The following is a 26853-nucleotide window of genomic DNA, read 5'->3' as shown; positions in this document are numbered from 1 at the left end:
TTACTTAATAGCATGAGCTATTAAGATCAATAGCCCATGCCAGGCAATCTAATTGAGACCGCAAGGTCTCTTTTTTTATGTTTAAAATAAGAAAGAGTCAGTTTATCCATTTATCTTTAATTATATTCCTCAAGTTAATTATGAATACAATAGACTAGCGTCAATTGCATAAGTAACACTAACTTTTTCAAAAGAAAAAGAAGTGTTACTTTATAATTAACGAATTGATGAGTGCTTCCGTATGAGAAGCTAATCGTTTTTTAGGAATACCACCGAAACCTATAATAAATTTTGGAGGATTCAAATTTGAGTTTTCTTCAAATTCATATGGATGTAATTTCAGTGAATGTTCTTTAGCGCGTTGTAAGCATTCTTCCATGTTTAATCCGTTTAAAACAGTTAGAGTAAAATGCATGCCCGTGAGTGCACCGTCAACTTTCAATTGATTTTCGTATGGTGACAAAGCATTTAAAATAAATTGCAATTTTTCTTTATAAATTTTTCTCATTTTATTTAAATGACGCTCAAAACTACCACTACTCATAAACTGTGCAATCATTCTTTGGATATGAACTGGAGCTGTATTGGCTTCTTTATAATGATAATGATGATATTGTTCTAACAATTTCGGTGGTAATACAATATATGCGATCCTACAACTTGGATAAATAGATTTTGAAAAGGTACTTAAATAAATGACTTTATCTTGGGAATCAAGACTCTGTAATGCAGGGATAGGTTTACCAAAATATCTAAATTCTGAATCATAGTCATCTTCGATAATGTATCTATTATCTTGTTGTTGAGCCCAATTGATGAGTTGAGTTCTTTTTTTTAGATTCATGACATGGCCAGTAGGAAACTGGTGTGAAGGTGTAATATAAATAATGTTATGTTCTGATGATAAAATAGGATGAGTTTGTATTCCATTTTTCTCGACTGGGACTTGTAAATAGTTGAATTTCTTTTTATCTAATACTTGTTTAATCGGAGGATAACTGGGTTTTTCTATAGCAAATGACGCATCTTCAAGTATATCAGTCAACATATTTAATAATTGCTCTGTTGAAGACCCTATTACGATTTGATCTGGATGAGATGTTACTCCTCTACTATTGAATAAGTAATGCGCAATTTGTTGTCTTAATTCAAATTCTCCTTGATTGTCTCCTCTTTGTAACAGATCAAACTGATTATCTTCAAATACATCTTTTGCATATTTTCTAAATAAATGTGTGGGAAAATATTCTGCATCGATTTCAGATAAGTTGAAAGAATAATTATAATTTGTTTTCTCTATCTCCGTATTGTCATTATTGATGTATGTAGTTGTGGGCAAAACATATTGTTTGGGAAGTACAGGTAATGATTCGATATCGGATACGTAATAACCTGATCGGGGTTTAGAGTAAATAAACCCTTCATCCAATAGCAATTGATAGGCATGCTCAATTGTTGTTTGGCTTAAAGATAAATGTTCACTTAATTGGCGTTTTGAAGGAAACCTGTCATTTGACTGATACTGACCTTCTATAATTTGCTTTTTTAATTTTTCGTATAAATCAATATAGAGTGATTGTGTCTCTCTCATTTATCTGACCCCCTTTATAATAAATAAATTGAACCTTTTTAAATATCAGTTTATCCTTTACAATAAATTTAATCAAGAAGTAAAGGGGTAGAATTTATGTCTAAAATAGTTGGATCTGAAAGAGTTAAACGAGGAATGGCTGAAATGCAAAAAGGCGGCGTTATTATGGATGTTGTCAATGCAGAACAAGCTAAAATTGCAGAAGAAGCTGGTGCTGTTGCAGTTATGGCATTAGAAAGAGTACCTTCTGACATCCGTGCAGCAGGTGGCGTTGCACGTAGTGCTAATCCTAAAATTGTTGAAGAGGTAATGAATGCTGTATCTATTCCAGTAATGGCTAAAGCACGAATTGGTCATATTACAGAAGCACGTGTATTAGAAGCAATGGGTGTGGATTATATTGATGAATCAGAAGTATTAACACCTGCTGATGAAGAATATCATTTACGCAAAGATCAATTCACTGTACCTTTTGTATGTGGTTGTCGTAATTTAGGTGAAGCTGCTCGTCGTATTGGCGAGGGTGCTGCTATGTTAAGAACTAAAGGTGAACCAGGAACAGGTAATATTGTCGAAGCAGTAAGACATATGAGAAGAGTTAATGCTGAAGTCAGTCGTTTGACTGTTATGAATGATGATGAAATTATGACATTTGCTAAAGATATTGGAGCACCATATGAAGTATTAAAACAAATCAAAGATAATGGTAGATTACCGGTTGTTAACTTTGCAGCAGGTGGCGTTGCAACACCTCAAGACGCTGCTTTAATGATGGAATTAGGTGCAGATGGCGTATTTGTTGGATCAGGTATTTTTAAATCTGAAGATCCAGAAAAATTCGCTAAAGTAATTGTTCAAGCTACAACACACTATCAAGATTATGAGCTAATTGGTAAATTAGCTGCAGAATTAGGAACAGCCATGAAAGGGTTAGATATTAATCAAATTTCATTAGAAGAACGTATGCAAGAGCGTGGTTGGTAATATATGAAAATAGGTGTATTAGCACTTCAAGGTGCAGTTCGTGAACATATTCGTCATATAGAATTAAGTGGCCATGAAGGTATCCCAATTAAAAAAGTAGAACAACTAGATGATATCGATGGTTTAATCTTACCTGGTGGCGAATCAACAACATTAAGAAGGTTAATGGATTTATATGGTTTTAAAGAAAAGTTACAGCAATCAGATTTACCTATGTTTGGTACTTGTGCAGGTTTAATCGTATTGGCTAGTGATGTTGAAGGTGAAGAAGGCTATTTAAATAAATTAGATATTACAGTTGAACGTAATTCGTTTGGTAGACAAGTCGATAGCTTTGAATCGGAATTAGATATCAAAGGCATAGCTAAGGATATAGAAGGTGTTTTTATTAGAGCACCTCATATTGCGAAGGTAGCTGACAATGTTGAAATATTAAGTAAAGTTGGCGATAAAATCGTTGCAGTTAAACAAGGTGAATATTTAGGTGTATCATTTCATCCAGAATTAACAGATGATTATCGTGTAACTGATTATTTTATAAACCATATGATTCAAAAATAAAAATAAGGCAATGTATGATTGAGTTTAAATGCTCTTTCATACATTGCCTTTGTTCATTAGATGAAGAATCCAGCAATTGCTGCTGAAATAAATGATACTAATGTCGCACCGAATAATAATTTTAATCCGAATCTTGCAACAACGTCACCTTTTTTATCATTTAATGATTTAATAGCACCAGAAATAATACCAATCGAGCTAAAGTTAGCAAATGATACTAAGAATACTGAAGTAACACCTTTAGCGTGTTCTGAAATGCCATTTAACTTACCTAATGCCTGCATTGCAACGAATTCATTTGATAATAATTTAGTTGCCATAACAGAACCTGATTGTACTGCGTCGTTCCATGGGACACCTGCTAAGAATGCAAATGGAGCAAATACAAATCCAATTAAAGTTTGGAAATCCCATTTGATTGCGCCATGTGAAAGTAAACTGAAAGTACCACTTACTAAGCCATTTAGTAACGCGATAATTGCGATGTATCCGATAAGCATCGCACCTACAATGACTGCCACTTTAAATCCATCTAGAATATACTCCCCAAGCATTTCAAAGAAAGATTGATTTTTCGTTTCACTTTCGGCTACTAATAATTTATCATCCTCTTCATTAACTTGATAAGGGTTAATGATTGAAGCGATGATGAAACCACCGAATAAGTTTAATACAACAGCTGTTACAACGTATTTCGGTTCAATTAATGTGAAATAAGCACCTATAATTGAAGCAGATACTGTAGACATTGCAGATGCTGTTAAAGTATACAAACGTTGTTTAGGTATATAAGGAAGTTGTTGTTTTAAAGAAATAAACACTTCAGATTGACCTAAAATTGCTGCTGCTACTGCATTGTATGATTCCAAACGTCCCATACCATTGATTTTTGAAATAAGGAAACCTAATACGTTAATTATAAATGGTAAAATTTTAGTGTATTGTAGAATCCCAATTAATGCTGAAATAAATACAATTGGTAATAAAACGTTAAAGAAAAATGGTGGATTTTTAGGATCTACATATTTAAAACCACCGAAAACGAAGTTAACGCCTTCTGCTGCTTTAGATAGCAAATAACCAAAACCATTAGCAATACCACCAATGACTGTAATACCAATGTTTGTTTTTAATAAAATGAAGGCGAAAATTAATTGAATAACTAATAATAGTCCAACATATTGCCAACGAATATTCTTTCTATCTGAACTAAATAAGTACGCGAGTGCTAAGAAGAAAATAATTCCAATAATCCCAATGAGAATGTGCATGTTTTTTCATTCCTTTAATTTATTCTATTGTCTATCATACAATAAAAAATAAGCGCTAACATCATAAATTTTAAAAATTTAAAATCAAATTAATTGAAAATGGTCAAAGTTGGTCATATAATATAGTCAAAGAAGGTCAAAAAGAGGTGATAATCATGCATAATATGTCCGACATCATAGAACAGTACATTAAACATTTATTTGAAGAAACCAATGAAGATGTGGTGGAAATTCAAAGAGCAAATATTGCTCAACGTTTTGACTGCGTCCCTTCTCAATTAAACTATGTGATTAAAACTAGATTTACAAATGAGCATGGTTACGAAATAGAAAGTAAACGTGGTGGTGGAGGATACATCCGAATCACGAAAATTGAAAACAAAGATGAAACAGGTTATATTAATCATTTACTTCAATTAATAGGTCCTTCAATATCTCAACAACAAGCACTTTATTTAATAGATGGCTTGTTAGATAAAGGACTTGTGAATGAAAGAGAAGCAAAAATGATTATTGCTGCCATTGATCGAGAAACGTTAAAAATGGATATTGTTTCTCGAGATATTATTAGAGCAAATATTCTTAAACGAATTTTACCTGTCATAAATTATTACTAGAGGAATTGAGGTGTTGCTTTTTGCTTTGTGAAAATTGCCATTTAAATGAAGCTGAAGTGAAATTAACTGTTAAAAGTAAAGATGGTATGCAAGAAAAATGGGTGTGTAGTACTTGTGCGCAAGGTGATAACCCATGGACACACCAAGAGCAATCATCCTATCATCATCAAGATGATATAGAAGAAGCATTTGTTGTAAAGCAAATATTACAACATTTAGCAACTAAACATGGTATTAATTTTCAAGAAATGGCATTTCAGGAAGAAAAAAGATGTCCAACTTGTCATATGACGTTAAAAGACATAGCACATGTAGGCAAATTTGGTTGTTCTAATTGCTATGCCACATTTAAGGATGACATCCTAGACATAGTAAGACGTGTGCAAGGCGGTCAATATGAACATGTAGGAAAGGTACCTCACTCTTCTTATCATAAGCTTGCACTTAAAAAGAAAATCGAAGAGAAAAAGCAATATTTACAACAATTAATAGATGAACAAGATTTCGAACAGGCAGCTATTGTTCGAGACGAAATCAAATCGCTAAGTGAAGAGAGCGAGGTGCAACATGATGAGTGACTTAGAACCTAACATTAGTGAGTGGATGAAAACGAATAAAGAAGCACCAGTGGTCATTTCTTCAAGAATTCGCCTAGCAAGAAATCTTGAAAATCATGTTCACCCACTCATGTTTCCGACAGAACAAGATGGATTTAGAGTAATAAATGAAGTACAAGATGCATTACCTAGCATGACTTTAAAAAGACTAGATATGATGGACCAACAAAATAAAATGAAATTGGTTGCTAAACATTTGGTAAGTCCAGAGTTGATCAAACAACCAGCATCGGCTGTTCTACTAAATGATGATGAATCTATTAGTGTCATGATTAATGAAGAAGATCATATTAGAATTCAAGCGCTTGGTACAGATTTATCATTAGAAAGATTGTATAAAGAAGCGTCAGCACTAGATGATGAAATCGACCAACAACTTGATATTAGCTATGATGAACATTTAGGGTACTTAACTACATGTCCTACTAATATCGGAACTGGTATGAGAGCAAGTGTGATGTTGCATTTGCCTGGTCTTTCTATAATGAAAAGAATGTCAGGTATAGCACAGACTATTAACCGATTTGGTTTTACCATTCGAGGAATATATGGTGAAGGGTCACAAGTTTATGGCCACATTTACCAGGTTTCAAACCAATTAACATTGGGGAAAACAGAAGAAGAAATCATAGAGAATTTAACAGAAGTAATCAATCAAATTATAAATGAAGAACTTCAAATCCGATCAAGATTAGATAAACATAAACATATAGAAACATTAGATAGAGTCTATCGTTCATTAGGAATATTGCAAAATAGCAGACTTATCTCTATGGAAGAGGCATCTTATCGATTGAGTGAAGTTAAATTAGGCATAGATTTAAATTATATCGAACTTGATAATTTTAAATTCAATGAATTGATGGTTGGTATTCAAACACCATTTTTATTTGATGAAGAAGATGAAACACCAGTCAATGAAAAGAGAGCGAATGTTTTAAGAGAACATATAAAATAGGAGGTAACAAATCATATGCTATTTGGTAGATTAACTGAACGTGCGCAAAGAGTATTAGCTCATGCACAAGAAGAAGCAATTCGATTGAACCATTCAAATATTGGAACAGAACATCTTTTATTAGGTCTAATGAAAGAACCTGAAGGTATCGCAGCAAAAGTATTAGAAAGCTTTAATATTACAGAGGATAAAGTTATTGAAGAGGTTGAAAAACTTATCGGTCATGGTCAAGCTCCTATGGCAACATTACATTATACACCTAGAGCTAAAAAAGTGATTGAATTATCAATGGACGAAGCACGTAAACTACATCACAATTTTGTAGGAACAGAACATATTTTACTTGGCTTAATCCGTGAAAATGAAGGTGTAGCGGCGCGTGTATTTGCTAACCTTGATTTAAATATTACAAAAGCACGTGCACAAGTAGTTAAAGCATTAGGTAGCCCAGAAATGAGTAATAAAAATGCTCAAGCAAATAAATCTAATAACACACCAACATTAGATAGTTTAGCACGTGATTTAACAATTATTGCTAAAGATGGCACATTAGATCCAGTTGTGGGTCGAGACAAAGAAATTACACGAGTTATAGAAGTATTAAGTCGTCGTACTAAAAATAATCCTGTATTAATTGGTGAGCCAGGTGTAGGTAAAACAGCTATTGCGGAAGGTTTAGCTCAAGCTATAGTAAATAATGAAGTACCGGAAACACTTAAAAACAAACGTGTCATGTCACTAGATATGGGTACTGTTGTAGCTGGTACAAAATACCGTGGTGAATTTGAAGAACGATTGAAAAAAGTAATGGAAGAAATTCATCAAGCTGGCAATGTGATTCTATTTATTGATGAATTGCATACATTAGTAGGTGCAGGTGGTGCAGAAGGTGCAATAGATGCTTCAAATATCTTAAAACCAGCATTAGCACGTGGCGAATTACAATGTATTGGTGCAACAACGTTAGACGAATATCGTAAAAACATTGAAAAAGATGCTGCGTTAGAGCGTCGTTTCCAACCTATTCAAGTTGATGAGCCTACAGTTGAAGACACTGTATCAATTTTAAAAGGACTTCGTGATCGCTATGAAGCGCATCATCGCATCAATATTTCAGATGAAGCTTTAGAAGCGGCTGCTAAATTAAGCCATCGCTATGTGTCAGATCGATTTTTACCAGACAAAGCAATTGACCTTATCGATGAAGCAAGTTCAAAAGTAAGATTGAAAAGTCATACAACACCTAATAATTTAAAAGAAATTGAACAACAAATTGAAAAAGTAAAAAATGAAAAAGATGCAGCTGTCCATGCACAAGAATTTGAAAATGCAGCTAATCTAAGAGATAAACAAACGAAATTAGAAAAACAATATGAAGAAGCTAAAAATGAATGGAAAAACTCACAAGATGGGGTAAGTACATCATTATCAGAAGAAGATATTGCTGAGGTTATTGCAGGTTGGACAGGTATCCCATTAACTAGAATTAATGAAACAGAATCAGATCGTTTACTAAATCTTGAAGATACTCTACATGATAGAGTTATTGGTCAAAAAGATGCCGTGACATCTATCAGTAAAGCTGTTAGACGTGCAAGAGCAGGCTTAAAAGACCCTAAACGTCCAATTGGTAGCTTTATATTCTTAGGACCTACAGGTGTGGGTAAAACTGAATTAGCTCGTGCTTTAGCAGAATCAATGTTTGGTGAAGATGATGCTATGATTAGAGTTGATATGAGTGAGTTTATGGAAAAACATGCTGTCAGTCGTTTAGTCGGAGCCCCTCCAGGCTATGTTGGACATGATGATGGCGGTCAATTAACTGAAAAAGTAAGACGTAAACCATATTCAGTTATCCTATTTGATGAAATTGAAAAAGCACATCCAGATGTATTTAATATACTTTTACAAGTTTTAGATGATGGTCATTTAACGGATACCAAAGGACGTCAAGTTGACTTCCGAAATACAGTTATCATTATGACATCAAATGTTGGTGCTCAAGAATTACAAGATCAACGTTTCGCTGGTTTTGGTGGTGCAGATGATGGTCAAGACTATGAATCTATACGTAAAACAATGATGAAAGAGCTTAAAAATGCTTTCCGTCCTGAGTTCTTAAACCGTGTGGATGATATTATTGTATTCCACAAATTATCTAAAGAAGAACTTAAAGAAATCGTCACTATGATGGTGAATAAATTAACATTGCGTTTATCAGAACAAAATATTAATATCAAAGTTACTGAAAAAGCCAAAGAAAAAATTGCTGAAGAAGGATATGATCCAGAATATGGTGCAAGACCATTGATTCGTGCAATTCAAAAAACGGTTGAAGACAATCTAAGTGAATTGATCTTAGACGGAAATCAATTGGAAGGTAAAGAAGTAACAGTAGATCATGACGGTGAAGAGTTTAAATATGACATTCAAGATAGAAAAGAAGATAAAGCATCTACTGAAGCGTAAACCATCATAAACTTAATCATACAATAAGAGGTGGGAACCGAAATGTTCCTACCTCTTTATTTATATTTCAATAACCATTATTCTTTATTTCCAATGCTTCCTAAATTGAGTTGTGACATAATAGGAAATAACATTGTTAAAATAGTATTAATATATCGATAATTAAAGAAAAGCATTAATTAATAAAAAATAAAATTTACATATTAAGACGAAAAAATGACTTTATCGTATTGAATTATGAATACTTTTAAAAAATTAATTAAAGCATTAACATTTAATTTGTCATTATGAAATTGTCAGTTTAAAATAGATTTGTTCTTAAATATAACGGAGGTGCGAAATTGGCCAAGAAAAAGATAATATTTGAATGTATGGCATGTGGCTATCAATCTCCAAAATGGATGGGAAAGTGTCCTAATTGTGGTGCATGGAACCAGATGGAAGAAATAGTAGAAAAAGCTGCCAATCCTAAACATGGTGTTAAATCTAAAGAAACAGCAGGGAAAGTACAAACATTAGATAGTATCAAAAATGAATCTACACCACGCGTTCTTACAGAATCTAAAGAATTTAACCGTGTACTAGGTGGAGGAATAGTTAATGGATCATTAGTATTAATAGGCGGAGATCCAGGTATTGGTAAATCCACGTTACTACTACAAATTTGTGCCTCACTCTCACAATCTAAAAATGTTCTATATATCACAGGTGAGGAATCAATCAATCAAACAAAATTACGTGCAGATCGTTTGGAAGAAGACTCGAGTAAATTACAAGTATTAGCTGAAACGGATTTAGAAGTCATTTATCAAACAGTTAAAGACATTAATCCGGATTTACTAGTAGTTGACTCTATTCAAACAATATACCATCCAGAAATTAGCTCTGCACCAGGATCTGTGTCACAGGTTAGAGAAAGTACGCAAAGCTTAATGAATATAGCTAAACAAATGAACATAGCTACATTTATTGTTGGGCATGTTACAAAAGAAGGACAAATTGCAGGACCTAGATTACTTGAACACATGGTGGATACTGTATTGTATTTTGAAGGTGATGAGCATCATGCTTATCGAATACTACGAGCAGTTAAAAACCGTTTTGGTTCGACTAATGAGATGGGAATATTTGAAATGAAACAAAGTGGTCTAAAAGGTGTGCTAAATCCTTCAGAGATGTTTTTAGAAGAACGTTCAACTAATGTGCCAGGTTCAACAATTGTTTCAACTATGGAAGGTACAAGACCACTACTTATTGAAGTACAGGCGCTTGTAACACCGACAACATTTAATAATCCGCGTCGTATGGCTACCGGTATCGATCACAATCGTTTAAGCTTATTAATGGCTGTTTTAGAGAAAAAAGAAAATTATCTATTACAACAACAAGATGCTTATATTAAGGTTGCTGGCGGCGTGAAATTAACTGAACCTGCAGTTGATTTAAGTATCATTGTAGCTACAGCTTCAAGCTTTAAAGACAAAGCTGTAGACGGCTTAGACTGCTTTATTGGCGAGGTTGGTCTAACAGGAGAAGTAAGACGTGTAGCTAGAATAGAACAACGTGTTCAAGAAGCAGCAAAGTTAGGATTTAAGAGAGTTATTATTCCTCAAACTAATATAGGTGGTTGGACCTTCCCGGAAGATATAAAAGTAGTAGGTGTTTCATCAGTACATGAAGCATTAAAATACGCATTTAATTCATAAGTGATTTGAAAGAGAGGAGGTAAAAAATGAATCCATTAAGATTAATGGTTGTAGCCATTTATATGATTATAGGTGCTACTTTAGGAATTATTATTATTCCTGAAGTTGTAAATGATTTAGGATTTAGTCAATATCCCATTTTGACGAATCATTATATAGACGGACTCATTGGGATTATTGTATTTTTTATTATTTTTGGTTTATTTATCAAACAAATTACATTTGCTTTTAAAGAGCTAGAACATACAATTATGAAACGTAGCGCTGTAGAAATATTATTTGCTACAATTGGCTTAATTATTGGACTACTCATCTCTGTAATGATTTCATTTATTTTAGAATTGATAGGAAATTCAGTTTTAAATCATTTTATTCCGATTATTATTACAATGATTTTATGTTATTTTGGTTTCCAATTTGGCCTAAAGAAGAGAGACGAGATGTTAATGTTTTTGCCAGAAAACATATCACGTTCAATGTCGCAACATTCGTTTAAGGCAATCCCAAAAATTATCGATACAAGTGCCATCATTGATGGAAGAGTTATAGATATTATGAAATGTGGGTTTATGGACGGAGAAGTGCTTATTCCACAAGGTGTGATTAATGAATTACAAGTAATTGCTGATGCTAATGATAGTGTTAAACGTGAAAAAGGACAAAGAGGTTTAGATAAACTTAATCAAATATATGATTTAGATTATCCAACGCGTGTTATTCATCCCACAAAATCGCATAGTGATATAGATACTTTGTTGATTAAATTAGCAAAACAGTACCATGCACACATTATTACAACAGATTTTAATCTTAATAAAGTTTGTCATGTACATGGAATAAGTGCGTTAAACGTTAATGATCTATCAGAAGCTATTAAACCAAATGTACACCAAGGAGACCATTTAAATATCTTATTAACTAAAATGGGAAAAGAGCCAGGACAAGGTGTCGGTTATTTAGACGATGGTACTATGGTTGTTGTTGATAATGCTAAGAAATTAATAGGACAACATGTCGATTTAGAAGTGATTAGTTTATTACAAACGTCATCAGGACGTATTGTCTTTGCTAAAAATTTAAATGAAATAACAGAAGAATGATTATTGAATATGGCAAACCAGTTTCATGTGAAACGAGTTGAAAACTTATTGGTATGAATACACGAAAAATGAATGCTAGTAACTTATCAAAGTAGCGTAGAAGTGCTACAATTGTTTCTGACACAATTTGTATTAACAATGATTCATTTTTTGTAGATAGAAATAAAATTTATCATAGAGACTTAATCATGGATAATCATTCGTTACATATTCAATAAGGAAAGTTGAATAGATATTGTTACAAATTAAAAATATCAATAATTAAAAACTACAGGAGTGGATAAAATGAGTGAACGCGTAAGAGTAAGATACGCACCAAGTCCAACAGGATACTTGCATATCGGCAATGCACGTACGGCTTTGTTTAACTATTTATTTGCTAAACACTATGGCGGCGATTTTGTAGTACGTATTGAAGATACTGATAGCAAACGTAATTTAGAAGATGGCGAATCTTCACAATTCGATAACTTAAAATGGTTAGGATTAGAATGGGACGAATCAGTTGATAAAGATAAAGGTTATGGACCATATCGTCAATCTGAACGTGCAGATATCTATAACCCACTGATTAAGCAATTATTAGAAGAAGACAAAGCTTATAAATGTTATATGACTGAAGAAGAATTAGAAGCAGAACGTGAAGCTCAAATAGCACGTGGAGAAATGCCAAGATATGGTGGTCAACACGCTCATTTAACAGAAGAACAACGTCAACAATTCGAAGCGGAAGGTCGTCAACCATCAATTAGATTCCGTGTACCTAAAGATAAAACATATACTTTTAACGATATGGTTAAAGGTGAAATTTCATTTGATTCAAATAATATGGGCGACTGGGTTATCGTGAAAAAAGACGGTGTGCCAACGTATAACTTTGCAGTAGCAATTGATGATCATTACATGGAAATCAGTGATGTTATTCGCGGTGATGACCATGTTTCAAATACGCCAAAACAATTAATGATTTATGAAGCATTTGGATGGGAAGCACCAAGATTTGCTCATATGTCACTTATTGTTAATGAAGAACGCAAGAAACTAAGTAAACGTGATGGGCAAATTTTACAATTTATCGAGCAATATCGTGATTTAGGTTATTTACCAGAAGCGTTATTTAACTTTATTACATTATTAGGTTGGTCACCTGAAGGTGAAGAAGAAATTTATTCTAAAGAAGAATTTATTAAAATCTTTGATGAAAAACGATTATCTAAATCACCTGCATTCTTTGATAAACAAAAATTAGCATGGGTCAATAACCAATATATGAAACAAAAAGATACTGAAACAGTATTTGAATTAGCACTACCACATTTAATTAAAGCTAACTTAATCCCAGAAAACCCTTCTGAAGAAGATTTAGATTGGGGATGTAAACTTGTAGCTTTATACCAAAAAGAAATGAGTTATGCTGGAGAAATCGTACCACTTTCAGAAATGTTCTTTAATGATATGCCTGAATTTGGAGAAGAAGAAAAAGAAGTTATCAATGGTGAACAAGTGCCAGAACTAATGACACATTTATATGGCAAATTAGAAGCACTTGAACCATTCGAAGCAGCGGAAATTAAAAAAGCGATTAAAGAAGTACAAAAAGAAACTGGCATTAAAGGTAAACAATTATTTATGCCAATTCGTGTTGCAGTTACAGGACAAATGCATGGCCCTGAATTACCAAATACAATTGAAGTGCTTGGTAAAGACAAAGTATTATCACGATTGAAAGAATATATTTAAGCATATAGAGAAAATCAAAAAAATTAAAATTCACACTTGAAAAATTACAATTTAACACATAATATTGAATGTAATAAGTGAATTAAAACAAAGGATTAGTAATTAAATGGTACATGATGCAGAGAGTGTGCGGTCGCTGCGAGCACAACATGGAAATTAATGAATGCACCTTTGATTGTTAAATTATATATGGATTAAATGAGAGTAAATCTATGTGATATAAACCTGTGAAATGATTTATATACAATAATTTACTGAACGAAGAGTGGAACCGTGCTTATGCGCCTCTAACAAAAGATGTTAGAGGCGCATTTTTTTAATTTTATTCAAATATACAAACTAAAGAACTAATATTAGTTGTAAAGCTAAGGGGGAGAATGTTTTGTTAAGAAGAATGAGAGACGATATAAAAATGGTGTTTGAACAGGATCCAGCGGCGCGCTCAACTATTGAAGTTGTTACAACATATGCAGGATTACATGCTGTATGGAGTCATTTGATCGCACATAAATTATATAATAATCAACGTTATGTAGCTGCTAGAGCTATTTCACAAATATCTAGATTTTTTACAGGTATTGAAATTCATCCTGGGGCTAAAATTGGGAAACGCTTATTTATCGACCATGGTATGGGCGTAGTTATTGGTGAAACGTGCACGATTGGAGATAACGTAACGATATATCAAGGTGTAACTTTAGGTGGGACTGGTAAAGAAAAAGGTAAAAGGCATCCAGATATCGGTGATAATGTCCTTATCGCAGCTGGATCAAAGGTTTTAGGTAATATTCAAATTAGTTCTAACGTAAATATAGGCGCGAATTCAGTAGTGCTACAATCAGTACCAAGTTATTCTACAGTTGTAGGTATACCAGGCCATATTGTAAAACAAGATGGTAAACGTATTGGTAAAACATTCGATCATCGTAATTTACCTGATCCATTATATGAACAAATTAAACACTTAGAAAGACAACTTGAAAAAACAAGAAACGGAGAGATTCAAGATGATTACATTATATAATACGTTAACACGTCAAAAAGAAACATTTGAACCAATAGAACCAGGTAAGGTGAAAATGTACGTTTGTGGTCCAACTGTTTATAACTATATCCATATTGGAAATGCAAGACCGGCGATAAATTATGACGTTGTACGTAGATATTTTGAATATAAAGGTTATGAAGTGATATATGTATCTAACTTTACAGATGTCGACGATAAATTAATCAAGCGTTCAAAAGAATTAAACGAAAGTGTTCCTGAAATTGCAGATAAATATATTAAGGCATTCTATGAAGACGTAGGTGCACTGAATGTTAAAAAAGCAACATCAAATCCGAGAGTTATGAATCATATGGATGAGATTATTGATTTTATCAAAAAATTAGTAGATGAAGGATATGCATATGAAAGTAATGGGGATGTCTATTTTAGAACACGTCAATTTAAAGACTACGGTAAGTTAAGTCATCAATCAATTGATGATTTAAAAGTAGGTGCACGTATCGAAGCAGGCGATCAGAAGGAAGATGCACTTGATTTCACTTTATGGAAAAAGGCTAAGCCAGGTGAAATTAGTTGGGAAAGTCCATTTGGAGAAGGTCGACCAGGCTGGCATATAGAATGTTCAGTAATGGCGTTTCATGAACTTGGTCCAACTATTGATATTCATGCAGGTGGATCAGATTTACAATTCCCTCACCATGAAAATGAAATTGCACAATCTGAAGCACATAACCATGCTCCATTTGCCAACTATTGGATGCATAATGGCTTTATCAATATTGATAATGAAAAAATGAGTAAGTCATTAGGCAACTTTATTTTAGTACATGATATTATCAAAGAAATTGACCCAGACGTATTAAGATTCTTTATGATTAGTGTTCATTATCGTAGCCCAATCAACTATAATTTAGAACTTGTGAGTGCTGCTAAAAGTGGACTTGAACGTATTAGAAATAGCTATCAACTTATCGAAGAAAGAGAAGCTATTGCGACAGATATAGATAATCAAGAAGAATATATCAATCAAATTGATCAAATATTAGAGAACTTTGAAGCTGTAATGGATGATGATTTTAACACTGCTAATGCAGTGACTGCATGGTATGATTTAGCCAAATTAGCGAATAGATATGTTTTAGAAAATGTAACATCATCTAAAGTAATTGCTAAATTCAAAGAAGTATATCAAATATTCAGTGACGTCTTAGGTGTTCCGCTAAAAGGCAACCAACAAGATGATTTATTAGATGAAGAAATAGAGCAATTAATAGAAGAGCGAAATGAAGCTCGCAAAAATAAAGACTTCGCACGTGCTGATGAAATTAGAGACCATTTAAAAGAGCAGAATATTATATTAGAAGATACCCCTCAAGGTGTTAGATTTAAACGTGGATAATATGAATATTAAATTACTGAACCCGTTAACATTAGCTTATATGGGAGATGCCGTTTTAGATCAGCATGTTCGAAAATATATCGTACTCAAATTGCGAAGTAAACCCAATCGATTACATCAAATGTCTAAGTTATATGTCTCAGCTAAAAGCCAAGCGCAGACACTTGAAACACTTATTGAGGAACCATGGTTTACTGAAGAAGAAATGGATATATTAAAGAGAGGGCGCAATGCTAAAAGTTATACTAAAGCTAAAAATACAGACGTTCAAACGTATCGTAAAAGTTCTGCATTAGAAGCGGTAATTGGCTTTTTGTATCTAGAACATAGAGAAGAAAGATTAAAGGTATTACTAGATAAAATCATAGAAATAGTTAACGAGAGGTCGTGAGTACGTGGAAGATATAGTCATCGTTGGTAGACATGCAGTAAAGGAAGCTATTATTTCAGGTCATTCTATAAATAAAATTTTGATTCAAGACGGTATAAAAAAACAACAAATTAACGACATTTTAAAAAATGCAAAAGATCAAAAACTAATTGTACAAACAGTACCAAAATCCAAATTAGATTTTTTATCAACTGCACCTCATCAGGGCGTAGCAGCATTAGTAGCACCATATGAATACGCAGATTTTGATCAGTTTTTGAAGCAACAACAAGAAAAAGATGGTTTATCTACCGTTATCATTCTAGATGGGTTAGAAGATCCGCATAATCTTGGATCAATATTAAGAACGGCTGACGCATCAGGTGTGGATGGGGTGATTATCCCTAAACGTCGTTCTGTTTCATTAACTCAAACTGTTGCTAAAGCATCTACAGGTGCTATTCAACATGTGCCAGTGATTAGAGTGACAAACTTAGCCAAAACGATTGATGAATTAAAAAACAATGGTTTTTGGGTTGCAGGTACCGAAGCGAATAACGCAACGGATTATAGAGATTTAGAAGCTGATATGTCATTAGCAATTGTAATTGGTAGTGAAGGGCAAGGTATGAGTAGATTAGTAAGTGATAAATGTGATTTTTATATTAAAATTCCTATGGTCGGTCATGTGAATAGTTTAAATGCATCTGTTGCTGCTAGTTTAATGATGTATGAGGTATTCCGTAAAAGACACTCGAACGGAGATAAATAATGAAAGAACGTTATTTAATAATTGATGGGTATAACATGATTGGCCAATCACCAACATTAAGTAAAATCGCCAAAGAAAACTTAGAAGAGGCGAGAGAACAACTCATTGATGCAATAGCAAACTATAATGCTGTTATTGCCGATGAAATTGTTTGTGTCTTTGATGCGTATGAACAATCTGGCATAGAAAGAGAATACATGTATCATGGCGTGAAAACTGTATTTACTAAAGAAAAGGAAACAGCAGATAGTTTTATTGAACGATATGTATATGAATTATACGATAAACATACAACGCATATTACAGTTGTGACGAGTGATATGAGTGAACAACATGCTATTTTTGGTTCAGGTGCTTATCGCGTATCTTCGAGAGAAATGTGGAGAGATTTGAGAGAAAATCAAATAACGGTGAGTAAATCCCTCGAAGATATTACAGAAACTAAACCAAGAACTCGAATTCCGCTATCAGAAGATATACTTGCAGAATTTGAAAAAATACGAAGAGGAAACCATAAAAAAGACTGATTTAGCAATATTGTTATTTAGATAGTGTTTCATATAGAATAGCCTTAAAATTTTGAAAGGCAACTAAGATATGACACATAAGAATAACAACTTGAAACAACAATTATTATTGTCAAAGTCACAACAATTAGATATAGAATTAAAAGCGATACTTCAACAATTCAATTCTTTTATTATGAGAAGAATTAATTATATTTCTCAAAATGATTTTGAAAAAGACGACCTTTATCAAGAAGTGCTCATCAAAATATATCTAGCGCTTGAGCGCCATCATTTTCAATATGATGATTCGTTTATAAAATATATATCGCAGCTCATCAAATCAGTTAAATGTGATTACTATCGACGGCATTACACTCAACAGAAGCGATATACGAATGTAGTTAATGATGCTGTGGTTGAATATCAAACGAACCTGCTTAATCGGGATCGAGTTGAAAGAGAAATATTAACATGTGAAGCAATCAAACTATTGAACACGGCGTGTGAGAAATTAACTAAACAAGAACGAGAAGTATTTGAATTTTATAGTAAAGGTTATAAACCAAAAGAAATCGCACATTTACTAGGTATAAAAGACAAAGTAGTTTACAATGCGATACAACGTTGTAAAATGAAAATAAGACATCATTTAGAATATAAATTAAAATAATAGTGTAGTGCGACAACAGTCTATACCCACAAATACTTACTGTGATAGTCATTTATCAGTTTGACATTCATATTTAGATTTATGTATAGTAGACTGGTATATTAATGAGTAAAGGTGAATGAAAGTGAAAAAAGTACCCTTGAATTGTGAAGAGTGTGGCAATAGAAATTATCAAGTACCCAAAAAAGAAGGTTCAGCAGTACGATTGACCCTTAAGAAATACTGTTCAAGATGCAATGCTCATACAGTACATAAAGAATCAAAATAAACGATATTCAAATATTAATGACTATTGTTGAAAGATTTGGAGGTTTTATTAGTGGCTAAAAAAGAAAGCTTTTTTCAAGGTGTAAAATCAGAAATGGAAAAGACGAGTTGGCCAACTAAAGAAGAATTGTTTAAATATACTGTTATTGTAGTATCAACAGTAATATTCTTCTTAGTCTTTTTCTATGCCTTAGATTTAGGAATTACAGCATTGAAAAATTTATTAATAGGTTAGGAGTGGCGACATGTCTGAAGAAGTAGGCGCAAAGCGTTGGTATGCAGTGCATACATACTCAGGATATGAAAATAAAGTTAAAAAGAATCTTGAAAAAAGAGTAGAATCAATGAATATGACAGAACAAATCTTTAGAGTTGTCATACCTGAAGAAGAAGAAACACAAGTTAAAGACGGTAAAGCAAAAAAACTTGTGAAGAAAACATTCCCTGGTTATGTACTAGTTGAACTTGTAATGACAGATGAGTCATGGTACGTAGTAAGAAATACACCAGGTGTGACTGGATTTGTCGGTTCAGCTGGAGCTGGTTCAAAACCTAACCCATTACTTCCAGAAGAAGTTCGCTTTATACTTAAACAAATGGGATTAAAAGAAAAAACAATCGATGTCGAGTTAGATGTTGGAGAGCAAGTACGTATTAAATCTGGACCATTCGCAAACCAAGTCGGAGAAGTTCAAGAGATTGAAGCGGAAAAATTCAAATTAACAGTATTAGTTGACATGTTTGGACGTGAAACACCAGTAGAAGTAGAATTCGATCAAATCGAAAAATTATAGTGAGATAAATTAACGTTTTTAAATGTAAAAGTTGAAATTTTACTATTGCTTTTTGAAATAAAAAAGTGTTAAAATAATGTGGTCGCGCTTTTAGAGCGTTCATTTCGTCACGAAATGTTAAGAGTGGGAGGGCAAAACTGAGCCCTGTGACCACATCACGATATCAAGGAGGTGCACATCGTGGCTAAAAAAGTAGAAAAAGTAGTTAAATTACAAATTCCTGCAGGTAAAGCAAATCCAGCACCACCAGTTGGTCCAGCATTAGGTCAAGCAGGTGTGAATATTATGGGATTCTGTAAAGAGTTCAATGCACGTACTCAAGAACAAGCAGGTTTAATCATTCCGGTAGAAATTAGTGTATATGAAGACCGTTCATTTACATTCATTACAAAAACTCCACCGGCTCCAGTACTACTTAAAAAAGCAGCTGGCGTTGAAAAAGGTTCAGGCGAACCTAACAAAAACAAAGTTGCTTCAGTAACTAAAGATCAAGTACGTGAAATTGCTAACAGCAAAATGCAAGACTTAAATGCTGCTGACGAAGAAGCAGCTATGCGTATTATCGAAGGTACTGCTCGTAGTATGGGAATCACTGTAGAATAATAAGCAATCAAATTTAATTTGAAATGAACTGATTTAGACGATAAAAGCAGGTAACAGAATAGGTAAACAATCCATATTGTCTATGACATCTTATTGCACTTTGGTCTCTATGACTGATTTGAAGAAGAAACTATCTGTTATCTGCTCTTAACTTGTGGCTAACACAAGTAAATGTGGGAGGAAATTCCGCTAAAACCACTAAAGGAGGAACAATAAATGGCTAAAAAAGGTAAAAAGTATCAAGAAGCAGCTAATAAAGTTGACCGTACTCAATACTATAGTGTTGAAGAAGCAATCAAATTAGCTAAAGAAACAAGCATTGCTAACTTTGACGCATCAGTTGAAGTTGCATTCCGTTTAGGAATTGATACACGTAAAAATGACCAACAAATCCGTGGTGCAGTCGTGCTACCAAACGGAACTGGTAAATCACAACGTGTATTAGTATTCGCAAAAGGTGACAAAATCACTGAAGCTGAAGAAGCAGGCGCAGATTACGTAGGTGAATCTGATTACGTACAAAAAATCCAACAAGGTTGGTTTGACTTTGACGTAGTAGTTGCTACTCCAGACATGATGGGCGAAGTTGGTAAACTTGGTCGTGTATTAGGACCTAAAGGTTTAATGCCAAACCCTAAAACTGGTACTGTAACTATGGATGTTAAAAAAGCTGTTGAAGAAATCAAAGCTGGTAAAGTTGAATATCGTGCTGAAAAAGCTGGTATCGTACATGCTTCTATCGGTAAAGTTTCATTTAGCGATGAAAAATTAGTTGAAAACTTCAAAGCCTTACAAGATGTATTAGCAAAAGCTAAACCATCTTCATCTAAAGGTACTTACTTCAAATCTGTTGCTGTTACAACAACAATGGGTCCTGGAGTAAAAGTTGATACTGCTTCATTCAAACTATAATTTAAATATATTTAAATTACATTAAGCCTAGAACAGTTTATGTTCTAGGCTTGATTTTTGAAAAAAAGATAATTGATAATTTTTATAAGCAGTGTAAAATGATTGTATTCGAGTTAATGCTATGCAGGAGATGCTAGAATTATTCCTAAAATCGACAAGCATTAAAATGCATTGAATTAAGGAGCGCCTGAGCAAGGTTCATGCATAAGAAACTCTAAGCATTAAAATGCAAAGAGTTTCTAAAAATATATTGACATATTACAATTAAACGGTTATATTAATTATTGTGATTATTTTACCTAAGACAGTAGGAGTTATTTGATAACTTAAAAACCGATCCTGCCGAGGCTAAAATTGACTTGAACGTGACTATTAAACTTTCAAGCACTTTTTGCCGTGGGTAGAAAGTGCTTTTTTTATTAATCTTAAAAAAAGCACCGAAAAATACTAAATGGAGGTGTCTGAATGTCTGCTATCATTGAAGCTAAAAAACAATTAGTTGATACTATTGCTGATCAACTTAAAAACTCAGTTTCAACAGTGATCGTTGACTACCGTGGATTAACAGTAGCTGAAGTTACTGAATTACGTAAACAATTACGTGAAGCTGGTGTTGAGTATAAAGTATACAAAAACACAATGGTACGTCGCGCAGCTGAAAAAGCTGGAATCGAAGGCTTAGATGAATTCTTAACAGGTCCAACTGCTATTGCAACTTCAACAGAAGATGTTGTAGCTCCAGCAAAAGTTATTGCAGGATTTGCTAAAGAACATGAAGCTTTAGAAGTTAAATCAGGCGTTATGGAAGGAAATGTTATTTCAGCAGAAGAAGTTAAAACTGTTGGTTCATTACCTTCACACGACGGTCTTGTATCTATGCTTTTATCTGTATTACAAGCTCCAGTACGCAACTTCGCTTATGCGGTTAAAGCTGTTGGAGAACAAAAAGAAGAAAGCGCTGAATAATTGCGCATAAAAAATTAAAAATAACGGAGGAATTATAAAATGGCTAATCAAGAACAAATCATTGAAGCAATTAAAGAAATGTCAGTTTTAGAATTAAACGATTTAGTAAAAGCAATTGAAGAAGAATTTGGTGTAACTGCAGCAGCTCCAGTAGCAGCAGCAGGTGCAGCTGGCGGCGGAGAAGCAGCAGCTGAAAAAACTGAATTTGATGTTGAATTAACTTCAGCTGGATCTTCAAAAATCAAAGTTGTTAAAGCTGTTAAAGAAGCAACTGGCTTAGGATTAAAAGATGCTAAAGAATTAGTAGACGGAGCTCCTAAAGTAATCAAAGAAGCTATGCCTAAAGAAGACGCTGAAAAACTTAAAGAACAATTAGAAGAAGTTGGAGCTACAGTAGAATTAAAATAGTTCTAGTTTCCTAACTAAATAATATGGTTATTGATTTTTAAATCGTAATCACATTCTTTGAGAAGTTAAAAACCCCGTTATCGCGATAACGGGGTTTTTAATTCATTTATAGCTAAATTTAGAATAATAGGAATGCAAAAGACTGATAGAGGTGAAGACATGAGTCATTACTACGACGAAAATCCGGAAGTAAAAAGTGATGAAAAACAAATTACTTATGAATGTTATCAACATTCTATTAATTTAATAACAGATAATGGTGTGTTTTCTAGAGATAAAGTGGATTTTGGATCTGATTTACTAATCCAAACATTCTTGAAAGCAAATCCTCCTGGACCGAGTAAAACAATTGCTGATGTAGGTTGTGGATATGGTCCAATTGGACTAATGATTGCTAAAGTATCACCACATCACCATATTACAATGTTAGACGTCAATCGTAGAGCATTAGAATTAGCTAAAAAGAATAAAAAGAAAAATCATATTGAAAATGCGGATATTTTCGAAAGTGATGGTATGACTCAGGTTGATAATAACCAATTTGATTTTGTGTTAACAAATCCGCCAATCAGGGCGGGCAAAACTGTCGTTCATCGTATTTTTGAAGAAGCGTATCAAAAATTGAAAAGTAATGGCGAATTATTTGTTGTTATTCAAAAAAAACAAGGTATGCCTTCAGCTAAAAAGAAAATGGATGAATTATTTAACAATGTGGAAGTTGTGAATAAAAGTAAAGGATACTATATATTGAAAAGCGTAAAAGCTTGATTTAATAGTATTATTCTGATATAGTTATAAAATGTAAAAATTTATGTTCAATAAGTGTGTACTTTTACGCAAAAACAAATAAGTAAATCAAGATAAATATAGAATAGAAAATGGTGTCATCTGAAGTGTTGCCGTTTTCTTTTTGTCTTTAAATCTTGTGGCACTCTTTGTTTTATTAGTAAAAGCAACCCACACAATTTTTGAGGGGTGAATCTGTTTGGCAGGTCAAGTTGTCCAATATGGAAGACATCGTAAACGTAGAAACTACGCGAGAATTTCAGAAGTATTAGAATTACCGAACTTAATAGAAATTCAAACAAAATCTTACGATTGGTTCCTTAAAGAAGGTTTATTAGAAATGTTTAGAGACATTTCTCCGATTGAAGATTTCACAGGAAACCTATCTTTAGAATTTGTAGATTATAGATTAGGTGAACCAAAATACGACTTAGAAGAATCAAAAAACCGTGACGCTACTTATGCTGCACCTCTTCGTGTAAAAGTACGTCTTATTATTAAAGAAACTGGCGAAGTGAAAGAGCAAGAAGTATTTATGGGTGATTTCCCATTAATGACTGATACAGGTACATTTGTAATTAATGGTGCAGAACGTGTTATCGTATCACAATTAGTACGTTCACCATCCGTATATTTCAATGAAAAACTTGATAAAAACGGACGTGAAAACTACGATGCAACTATCATTCCTAACCGTGGTGCATGGTTAGAATATGAAACTGATGCTAAAGATGTAGTTTATGTACGTATTGATAGAACTCGTAAATTACCATTAACTGTATTGTTAAGAGCATTAGGTTTCTCTAGTGACCAAGAAATCGTTGATTTACTTGGCGACAGTGAATACTTACGCAATACGCTTGAAAAAGATGGTACTGAAAATACTGAACAAGCATTATTAGAAATTTATGAGCGTTTACGCCCTGGCGAACCACCAACAGTTGAAAATGCTAAAAGTTTATTATATTCACGTTTCTTCGATCCAAAACGTTATGACTTAGCAAGCGTTGGTCGTTATAAAGCTAATAAAAAACTTCACTTAAAACACCGTTTATTCAATCAAAAATTAGCAGAACCAATTGTTAATAGTGAAACGGGTGAAATTGTTGTTGAAGAAGGTACAGTTCTTGATCGTCGTAAGTTAGACGAGATCATGGATGTATTAGAAGCAAATGCTAATAGTGAAGTGTTCGAACTAGAAGGAACAGTTATTGATGAACCAGTTGAAATTCAATCAATTAAAGTATATGTTCCAAATGATGATGAAGGTCGTACAACTACAGTGATCGGTAATGCATTACCGGATTCTGAAGTTAAATGTATTACGCCAGCTGACATCATTGCTTCAATGAGTTACTTCTTTAACTTATTAAGTGGTATTGGTTATACAGACGATATTGACCATTTAGGTAATCGTCGTTTACGTTCAGTAGGCGAACTATTACAAAACCAATTCCGTATTGGTTTATCAAGAATGGAGCGTGTGGTACGTGAAAGAATGTCTATTCAAGACACTGATTCAATCACACCACAACAATTAATCAATATTCGCCCAGTTATTGCATCAATAAAAGAATTCTTTGGTAGTTCTCAATTATCACAATTCATGGACCAAGCTAACCCATTAGCAGAGTTGACACATAAACGTCGTTTATATGCTTTAGGACCTGGTGGTTTAACACGTGAACGTGCACAAATGGAGGTACGTGACGTACACTATTCTCACTATGGTCGTATGTGTCCAATTGAAACGCCAGAGGGTCCAAACATTGGATTAATCAACTCATTATCTAGTTATGCACGTGTAAACGAATTTGGTTTCATTGAAACACCATATCGTAAAGTGGATTTAGACACTAATGCGATTACAGACCAAATCGATTATTTAACTGCTGACGAAGAAGATAGTTATGTTGTTGCCCAAGCGAACTCACGTTTAGATGAAAACGGACGTTTCATAGATGATGAAGTAGTTTGTCGTTTCCGTGGTAATAACACAGTAATGGCTAAAGAAAAAATGGATTACATGGACGTTTCACCTAAGCAGGTTGTTTCAGCCGCTACAGCTTGTATTCCATTCTTAGAAAACGATGACTCTAACCGTGCATTAATGGGTGCGAACATGCAACGTCAAGCAGTACCATTGATGAATCCTGAAGCACCATTCGTTGGTACAGGTATGGAGCATGTTGCTGCGCGTGACTCTGGTGCGGCAATTACAGCTAACCACAGAGGTCGTGTTGAACATGTTGAGTCTAATGAAATCTTAGTACGTCGATTAGTAGAACAAGACGGCCAAGAGTATGAAGGTGAATTAGATCGCTATCCATTAGCGAAATTCAAACGTTCAAACTCAGGTACATGTTACAACCAACGCCCAATTGTTGCTGCAGGTGACATTGTTGAATACAACGAAATCTTAGCCGATGGTCCTTCAATGGAATTAGGTGAAATGGCCTTAGGTCGTAACGTAGTTGTAGGATTCATGACATGGGATGGTTACAACTATGAGGATGCTGTTATCATGAGTGAGCGTCTAGTTAAAGATGACGTATACACTTCTATCCATATTGAAGAATATGAATCAGAAGCACGTGATACTAAACTAGGACCTGAAGAAATTACTCGTGATATTCCTAACGTTTCTGAAAGTGCACTTAAAAACTTAGACGAACGTGGTATTGTATATGTCGGTGCTGAAGTTAAAGATGGAGATATCTTAGTAGGTAAAGTAACGCCTAAAGGGGTTACAGAGCTTACAGCTGAAGAAAGATTATTACATGCTATCTTTGGTGAAAAAGCACGTGAAGTACGTGATACATCATTACGTGTACCACACGGTGCTGGCGGTATCGTATTAGATGTTAAAGTCTTCAATCGTGAAGAAGGAGACGACACATTATCACCAGGTGTTAACCAATTAGTACGTGTTTACATCGTTCAAAAACGTAAAATTCACGTCGGAGATAAAATGTGTGGTCGTCATGGTAATAAAGGTGTCATCTCAAAAATCGTTCCAGAAGAAGATATGCCATATTTACCAGACGGACGTCCAATTGACATCATGTTAAACCCACTAGGTGTACCATCACGTATGAACATCGGACAAGTTCTTGAATTACATTTAGGTATGGCTGCTAAAAACTTAGGCATCCATGTTGCATCTCCAGTATTCGATGGTGCTAATGATGATGACGTATGGTCAACTATTGAAGAAGCTGGCATGGCACGTGACGGTAAAACTGTATTATACGATGGTCGAACTGGTGAACCATTCGACAACCGTATTTCAGTAGGTGTTATGTACATGCTTAAACTTGCACACATGGTTGACGATAAATTACATGCGCGTTCAACTGGTCCATACTCATTAGTAACGCAACAACCACTAGGTGGTAAAGCACAATTTGGTGGACAACGTTTCGGTGAGATGGAGGTATGGGCACTTGAAGCATATGGTGCTGCATACACATTACAAGAAATCTTGACTTATAAATCAGATGATACAGTAGGTCGTGTTAAAACATACGAATCTATTGTTAAAGGTGAAAATATCTCTAGACCAAGTGTTCCTGAATCATTCCGAGTATTGATGAAAGAATTACAAAGTTTAGGATTAGACGTCAAAGTGATGGATGAGCAAGATAACGAAATCGAAATGGCCGACATTGAAGATGAAGATGTAACAGAACGCAAAGTAGATTTACAACAAAAAGATGCGCCAGAATCACAAAAAGAAACTACTGATTAATATGCACTTAAGATAATTAGAAT

26 protein-coding genes and 1 other annotated feature are annotated in these 26853 nt (G+C 33.9%); of the genes, 24 read left to right on the top strand and 2 right to left on the bottom strand.

Going from position 1 to position 26853, the window contains the following annotated elements; genetic code table 11:
* Positions 1 to 205: 205 nt before the first annotated feature.
* The gene (gene pdxR, locus ACZ267_RS11525; protein WP_002465559.1) at positions 206 to 1591 is read right to left on the bottom strand and encodes a MocR-like pyridoxine biosynthesis transcription factor PdxR; all 1386 of its coding nucleotides are present in this window, start codon (positions 1589 to 1591) and stop codon (positions 206 to 208) included.
* A gap of 96 nt (positions 1592 to 1687) precedes the next feature.
* Between pdxR and pdxS the strand changes: the two genes are divergently transcribed.
* The gene (gene pdxS / locus ACZ267_RS11520; RefSeq protein WP_463680323.1) at positions 1688 to 2575 is read left to right on the top strand and encodes a pyridoxal 5'-phosphate synthase lyase subunit PdxS; all 888 of its coding nucleotides are present in this window, start codon (positions 1688 to 1690) and stop codon (positions 2573 to 2575) included.
* Between the two features lie 3 nt (positions 2576 to 2578).
* Positions 2579 to 3136 (top strand): pyridoxal 5'-phosphate synthase glutaminase subunit PdxT, encoded by a 558-nt coding sequence (gene pdxT, locus ACZ267_RS11515; protein ID WP_015365361.1) that lies wholly within the window; start codon positions 2579 to 2581, stop codon positions 3134 to 3136.
* Positions 3137 to 3192: 56 nt separating this feature from the next.
* Here pdxT and ACZ267_RS11510 read toward each other — a convergent pair whose 3' ends face one another.
* On the bottom strand, positions 3193 to 4407 hold the full coding sequence (locus ACZ267_RS11510) for a NupC/NupG family nucleoside CNT transporter (RefSeq protein ID WP_002465580.1): 1215 nt from the start codon (positions 4405 to 4407) through the stop codon (positions 3193 to 3195).
* A gap of 155 nt (positions 4408 to 4562) precedes the next feature.
* Here ACZ267_RS11510 and ACZ267_RS11505 point away from each other — a divergent pair, with 155 nt between their 5' ends.
* The 22 genes from ACZ267_RS11505 to rpoB all read left to right on the top strand — a co-directional run bounded on the left by ACZ267_RS11505 (position 4563) and on the right by rpoB (position 26830).
* Positions 4563 to 5024, top strand: coding sequence for a CtsR family transcriptional regulator (locus ACZ267_RS11505; protein ID WP_002451197.1), 462 nt, complete (start codon positions 4563 to 4565; stop codon positions 5022 to 5024).
* A gap of 20 nt (positions 5025 to 5044) precedes the next feature.
* Complete coding sequence (locus tag ACZ267_RS11500; RefSeq protein WP_002465548.1) at positions 5045 to 5602, top strand: UvrB/UvrC motif-containing protein; 558 nt, start codon at positions 5045 to 5047, stop codon at positions 5600 to 5602.
* Positions 5595 to 6599, top strand: coding sequence for a protein arginine kinase (locus ACZ267_RS11495; protein ID WP_002465569.1), 1005 nt, complete (start codon positions 5595 to 5597; stop codon positions 6597 to 6599). The genes ACZ267_RS11500 and ACZ267_RS11495 overlap by 8 nt, the downstream gene beginning before the upstream one ends.
* Before the next feature lie 15 nt (positions 6600 to 6614).
* Complete coding sequence (locus tag ACZ267_RS11490; protein WP_002465575.1) at positions 6615 to 9068, top strand: ATP-dependent Clp protease ATP-binding subunit; 2454 nt, start codon at positions 6615 to 6617, stop codon at positions 9066 to 9068.
* Between the two features lie 341 nt (positions 9069 to 9409).
* Positions 9410 to 10774: a DNA repair protein RadA gene (radA, locus tag ACZ267_RS11485; protein WP_002465557.1), complete on the top strand. Its 1365-nt coding sequence runs from the start codon at positions 9410 to 9412 to the stop codon at positions 10772 to 10774.
* Positions 10775 to 10800: 26 nt separating this feature from the next.
* On the top strand, positions 10801 to 11874 hold the full coding sequence (locus tag ACZ267_RS11480; RefSeq protein ID WP_002465562.1) for a PIN/TRAM domain-containing protein: 1074 nt from the start codon (positions 10801 to 10803) through the stop codon (positions 11872 to 11874).
* A 285-nt stretch (positions 11875 to 12159) separates the two neighbouring features.
* Positions 12160 to 13614, top strand: a complete 1455-nt coding sequence (gltX, locus tag ACZ267_RS11475; RefSeq protein ID WP_015365360.1) for a glutamate--tRNA ligase — start codon at positions 12160 to 12162, stop codon at positions 13612 to 13614.
* 394 nt (positions 13615 to 14008) lie between these two features.
* Positions 14009 to 14638 carry a serine O-acetyltransferase gene (cysE, locus tag ACZ267_RS11470; RefSeq protein WP_171001928.1) on the top strand — a complete coding sequence of 210 codons (630 nt, stop codon included), beginning with the start codon at positions 14009 to 14011 and terminating at the stop codon, positions 14636 to 14638.
* Positions 14622 to 16022, top strand: coding sequence for a cysteine--tRNA ligase (gene cysS, locus ACZ267_RS11465; RefSeq protein ID WP_015365358.1), 1401 nt, complete (start codon positions 14622 to 14624; stop codon positions 16020 to 16022). The genes cysE and cysS overlap by 17 nt, the downstream gene beginning before the upstream one ends.
* 1 nt (position 16023) lies before the next feature.
* Positions 16024 to 16413 carry a Mini-ribonuclease 3 gene (locus ACZ267_RS11460; protein ID WP_031463892.1) on the top strand — a complete coding sequence of 130 codons (390 nt, stop codon included), beginning with the start codon at positions 16024 to 16026 and terminating at the stop codon, positions 16411 to 16413.
* 4 nt (positions 16414 to 16417) lie between these two features.
* On the top strand, positions 16418 to 17164 hold the full coding sequence (gene rlmB, locus ACZ267_RS11455) for a 23S rRNA (guanosine(2251)-2'-O)-methyltransferase RlmB (RefSeq protein ID WP_002465583.1): 747 nt from the start codon (positions 16418 to 16420) through the stop codon (positions 17162 to 17164).
* The gene (locus ACZ267_RS11450) at positions 17164 to 17691 is read left to right on the top strand and encodes an NYN domain-containing protein (protein ID WP_002465578.1); all 528 of its coding nucleotides are present in this window, start codon (positions 17164 to 17166) and stop codon (positions 17689 to 17691) included. The genes rlmB and ACZ267_RS11450 overlap by 1 nt, the downstream gene beginning before the upstream one ends.
* Before the next feature lie 70 nt (positions 17692 to 17761).
* Positions 17762 to 18343, top strand: coding sequence for a sigma-70 family RNA polymerase sigma factor (locus ACZ267_RS11445; RefSeq protein WP_079449077.1), 582 nt, complete (start codon positions 17762 to 17764; stop codon positions 18341 to 18343).
* Positions 18344 to 18467: 124 nt separating this feature from the next.
* The gene (gene rpmG / locus ACZ267_RS11440; RefSeq protein WP_079449076.1) at positions 18468 to 18611 is read left to right on the top strand and encodes a 50S ribosomal protein L33; all 144 of its coding nucleotides are present in this window, start codon (positions 18468 to 18470) and stop codon (positions 18609 to 18611) included.
* Positions 18612 to 18662: 51 nt separating this feature from the next.
* A complete protein-coding gene (secE, locus tag ACZ267_RS11435) occupies positions 18663 to 18845 on the top strand; it encodes a preprotein translocase subunit SecE (RefSeq protein WP_002451212.1) in 183 nt (60 codons plus the stop codon).
* Between the two features lie 10 nt (positions 18846 to 18855).
* Entirely contained in the window at positions 18856 to 19404 is a 549-nt protein-coding gene (nusG, locus tag ACZ267_RS11430; protein WP_002451213.1) for a transcription termination/antitermination protein NusG, read from the top strand.
* 180 nt (positions 19405 to 19584) lie between these two features.
* Positions 19585 to 20007: a 50S ribosomal protein L11 gene (rplK, locus tag ACZ267_RS11425; protein ID WP_002451214.1), complete on the top strand. Its 423-nt coding sequence runs from the start codon at positions 19585 to 19587 to the stop codon at positions 20005 to 20007.
* A gap of 216 nt (positions 20008 to 20223) precedes the next feature.
* Positions 20224 to 20919 carry a 50S ribosomal protein L1 gene (gene rplA, locus ACZ267_RS11420; RefSeq protein ID WP_002451215.1) on the top strand — a complete coding sequence of 232 codons (696 nt, stop codon included), beginning with the start codon at positions 20224 to 20226 and terminating at the stop codon, positions 20917 to 20919.
* Positions 20920 to 21199: 280 nt separating this feature from the next.
* Positions 21200 to 21345: a sequence feature (ribosomal protein L10 leader region), on the top strand.
* A gap of 39 nt (positions 21346 to 21384) precedes the next feature.
* Complete coding sequence (gene rplJ, locus ACZ267_RS11415; protein ID WP_002451216.1) at positions 21385 to 21885, top strand: 50S ribosomal protein L10; 501 nt, start codon at positions 21385 to 21387, stop codon at positions 21883 to 21885.
* Between the two features lie 39 nt (positions 21886 to 21924).
* Entirely contained in the window at positions 21925 to 22293 is a 369-nt protein-coding gene (gene rplL, locus ACZ267_RS11410; protein ID WP_002451217.1) for a 50S ribosomal protein L7/L12, read from the top strand.
* A gap of 159 nt (positions 22294 to 22452) precedes the next feature.
* Entirely contained in the window at positions 22453 to 23061 is a 609-nt protein-coding gene (locus ACZ267_RS11405; protein WP_002465553.1) for a class I SAM-dependent methyltransferase, read from the top strand.
* 217 nt (positions 23062 to 23278) lie between these two features.
* Positions 23279 to 26830, top strand: a complete 3552-nt coding sequence (gene rpoB, locus ACZ267_RS11400) for a DNA-directed RNA polymerase subunit beta (protein WP_463680322.1) — start codon at positions 23279 to 23281, stop codon at positions 26828 to 26830.
* Positions 26831 to 26853: the final 23 nt, after the last annotated feature.

It is taken from the genome of Staphylococcus sp. AC872 (assembly GCF_979255425.1).
The sequence above is the reverse complement of the archived record's forward strand: the minus strand, read 5'-3'. Positions and strand labels throughout refer to the sequence as shown.

Bases quoted from the DNA above. Each gene is read 5' to 3' on its own strand.
- ACZ267_RS11510 (WP_002465580.1), bottom strand. From the start codon at position 4,407: ATGCACATTCTCATTGGGATTATTGGAATTATTTTCTTCTTAGCACTC.
- pdxS (WP_463680323.1), top strand. From the start codon at position 1,688: ATGTCTAAAATAGTTGGATCTGAAAGAGTTAAACGAGGAATGGCTGAA.
- ACZ267_RS11505 (WP_002451197.1), top strand. From the start codon at position 4,563: ATGCATAATATGTCCGACATCATAGAACAGTACATTAAACATTTATTT.
- rplA (WP_002451215.1), top strand. From the start codon at position 20,224: ATGGCTAAAAAAGGTAAAAAGTATCAAGAAGCAGCTAATAAAGTTGAC.
- gltX (WP_015365360.1), top strand. From the start codon at position 12,160: ATGAGTGAACGCGTAAGAGTAAGATACGCACCAAGTCCAACAGGATAC.
- ACZ267_RS11495 (WP_002465569.1), top strand. From the start codon at position 5,595: ATGAGTGACTTAGAACCTAACATTAGTGAGTGGATGAAAACGAATAAA.
- pdxT (WP_015365361.1), top strand. From the start codon at position 2,579: ATGAAAATAGGTGTATTAGCACTTCAAGGTGCAGTTCGTGAACATATT.
- rplL (WP_002451217.1), top strand. From the start codon at position 21,925: ATGGCTAATCAAGAACAAATCATTGAAGCAATTAAAGAAATGTCAGTT.
- cysS (WP_015365358.1), top strand. From the start codon at position 14,622: ATGATTACATTATATAATACGTTAACACGTCAAAAAGAAACATTTGAA.
- ACZ267_RS11445 (WP_079449077.1), top strand. From the start codon at position 17,762: ATGACACATAAGAATAACAACTTGAAACAACAATTATTATTGTCAAAG.
- nusG (WP_002451213.1), top strand. From the start codon at position 18,856: ATGTCTGAAGAAGTAGGCGCAAAGCGTTGGTATGCAGTGCATACATAC.
- rplJ (WP_002451216.1), top strand. From the start codon at position 21,385: ATGTCTGCTATCATTGAAGCTAAAAAACAATTAGTTGATACTATTGCT.
- ACZ267_RS11480 (WP_002465562.1), top strand. From the start codon at position 10,801: ATGAATCCATTAAGATTAATGGTTGTAGCCATTTATATGATTATAGGT.
- pdxR (WP_002465559.1), bottom strand. From the start codon at position 1,591: ATGAGAGAGACACAATCACTCTATATTGATTTATACGAAAAATTAAAA.
- cysE (WP_171001928.1), top strand. From the start codon at position 14,009: ATGAGAGACGATATAAAAATGGTGTTTGAACAGGATCCAGCGGCGCGC.
- ACZ267_RS11405 (WP_002465553.1), top strand. From the start codon at position 22,453: ATGAGTCATTACTACGACGAAAATCCGGAAGTAAAAAGTGATGAAAAA.
- ACZ267_RS11490 (WP_002465575.1), top strand. From the start codon at position 6,615: ATGCTATTTGGTAGATTAACTGAACGTGCGCAAAGAGTATTAGCTCAT.
- ACZ267_RS11450 (WP_002465578.1), top strand. From the start codon at position 17,164: ATGAAAGAACGTTATTTAATAATTGATGGGTATAACATGATTGGCCAA.
- ACZ267_RS11460 (WP_031463892.1), top strand. From the start codon at position 16,024: ATGAATATTAAATTACTGAACCCGTTAACATTAGCTTATATGGGAGAT.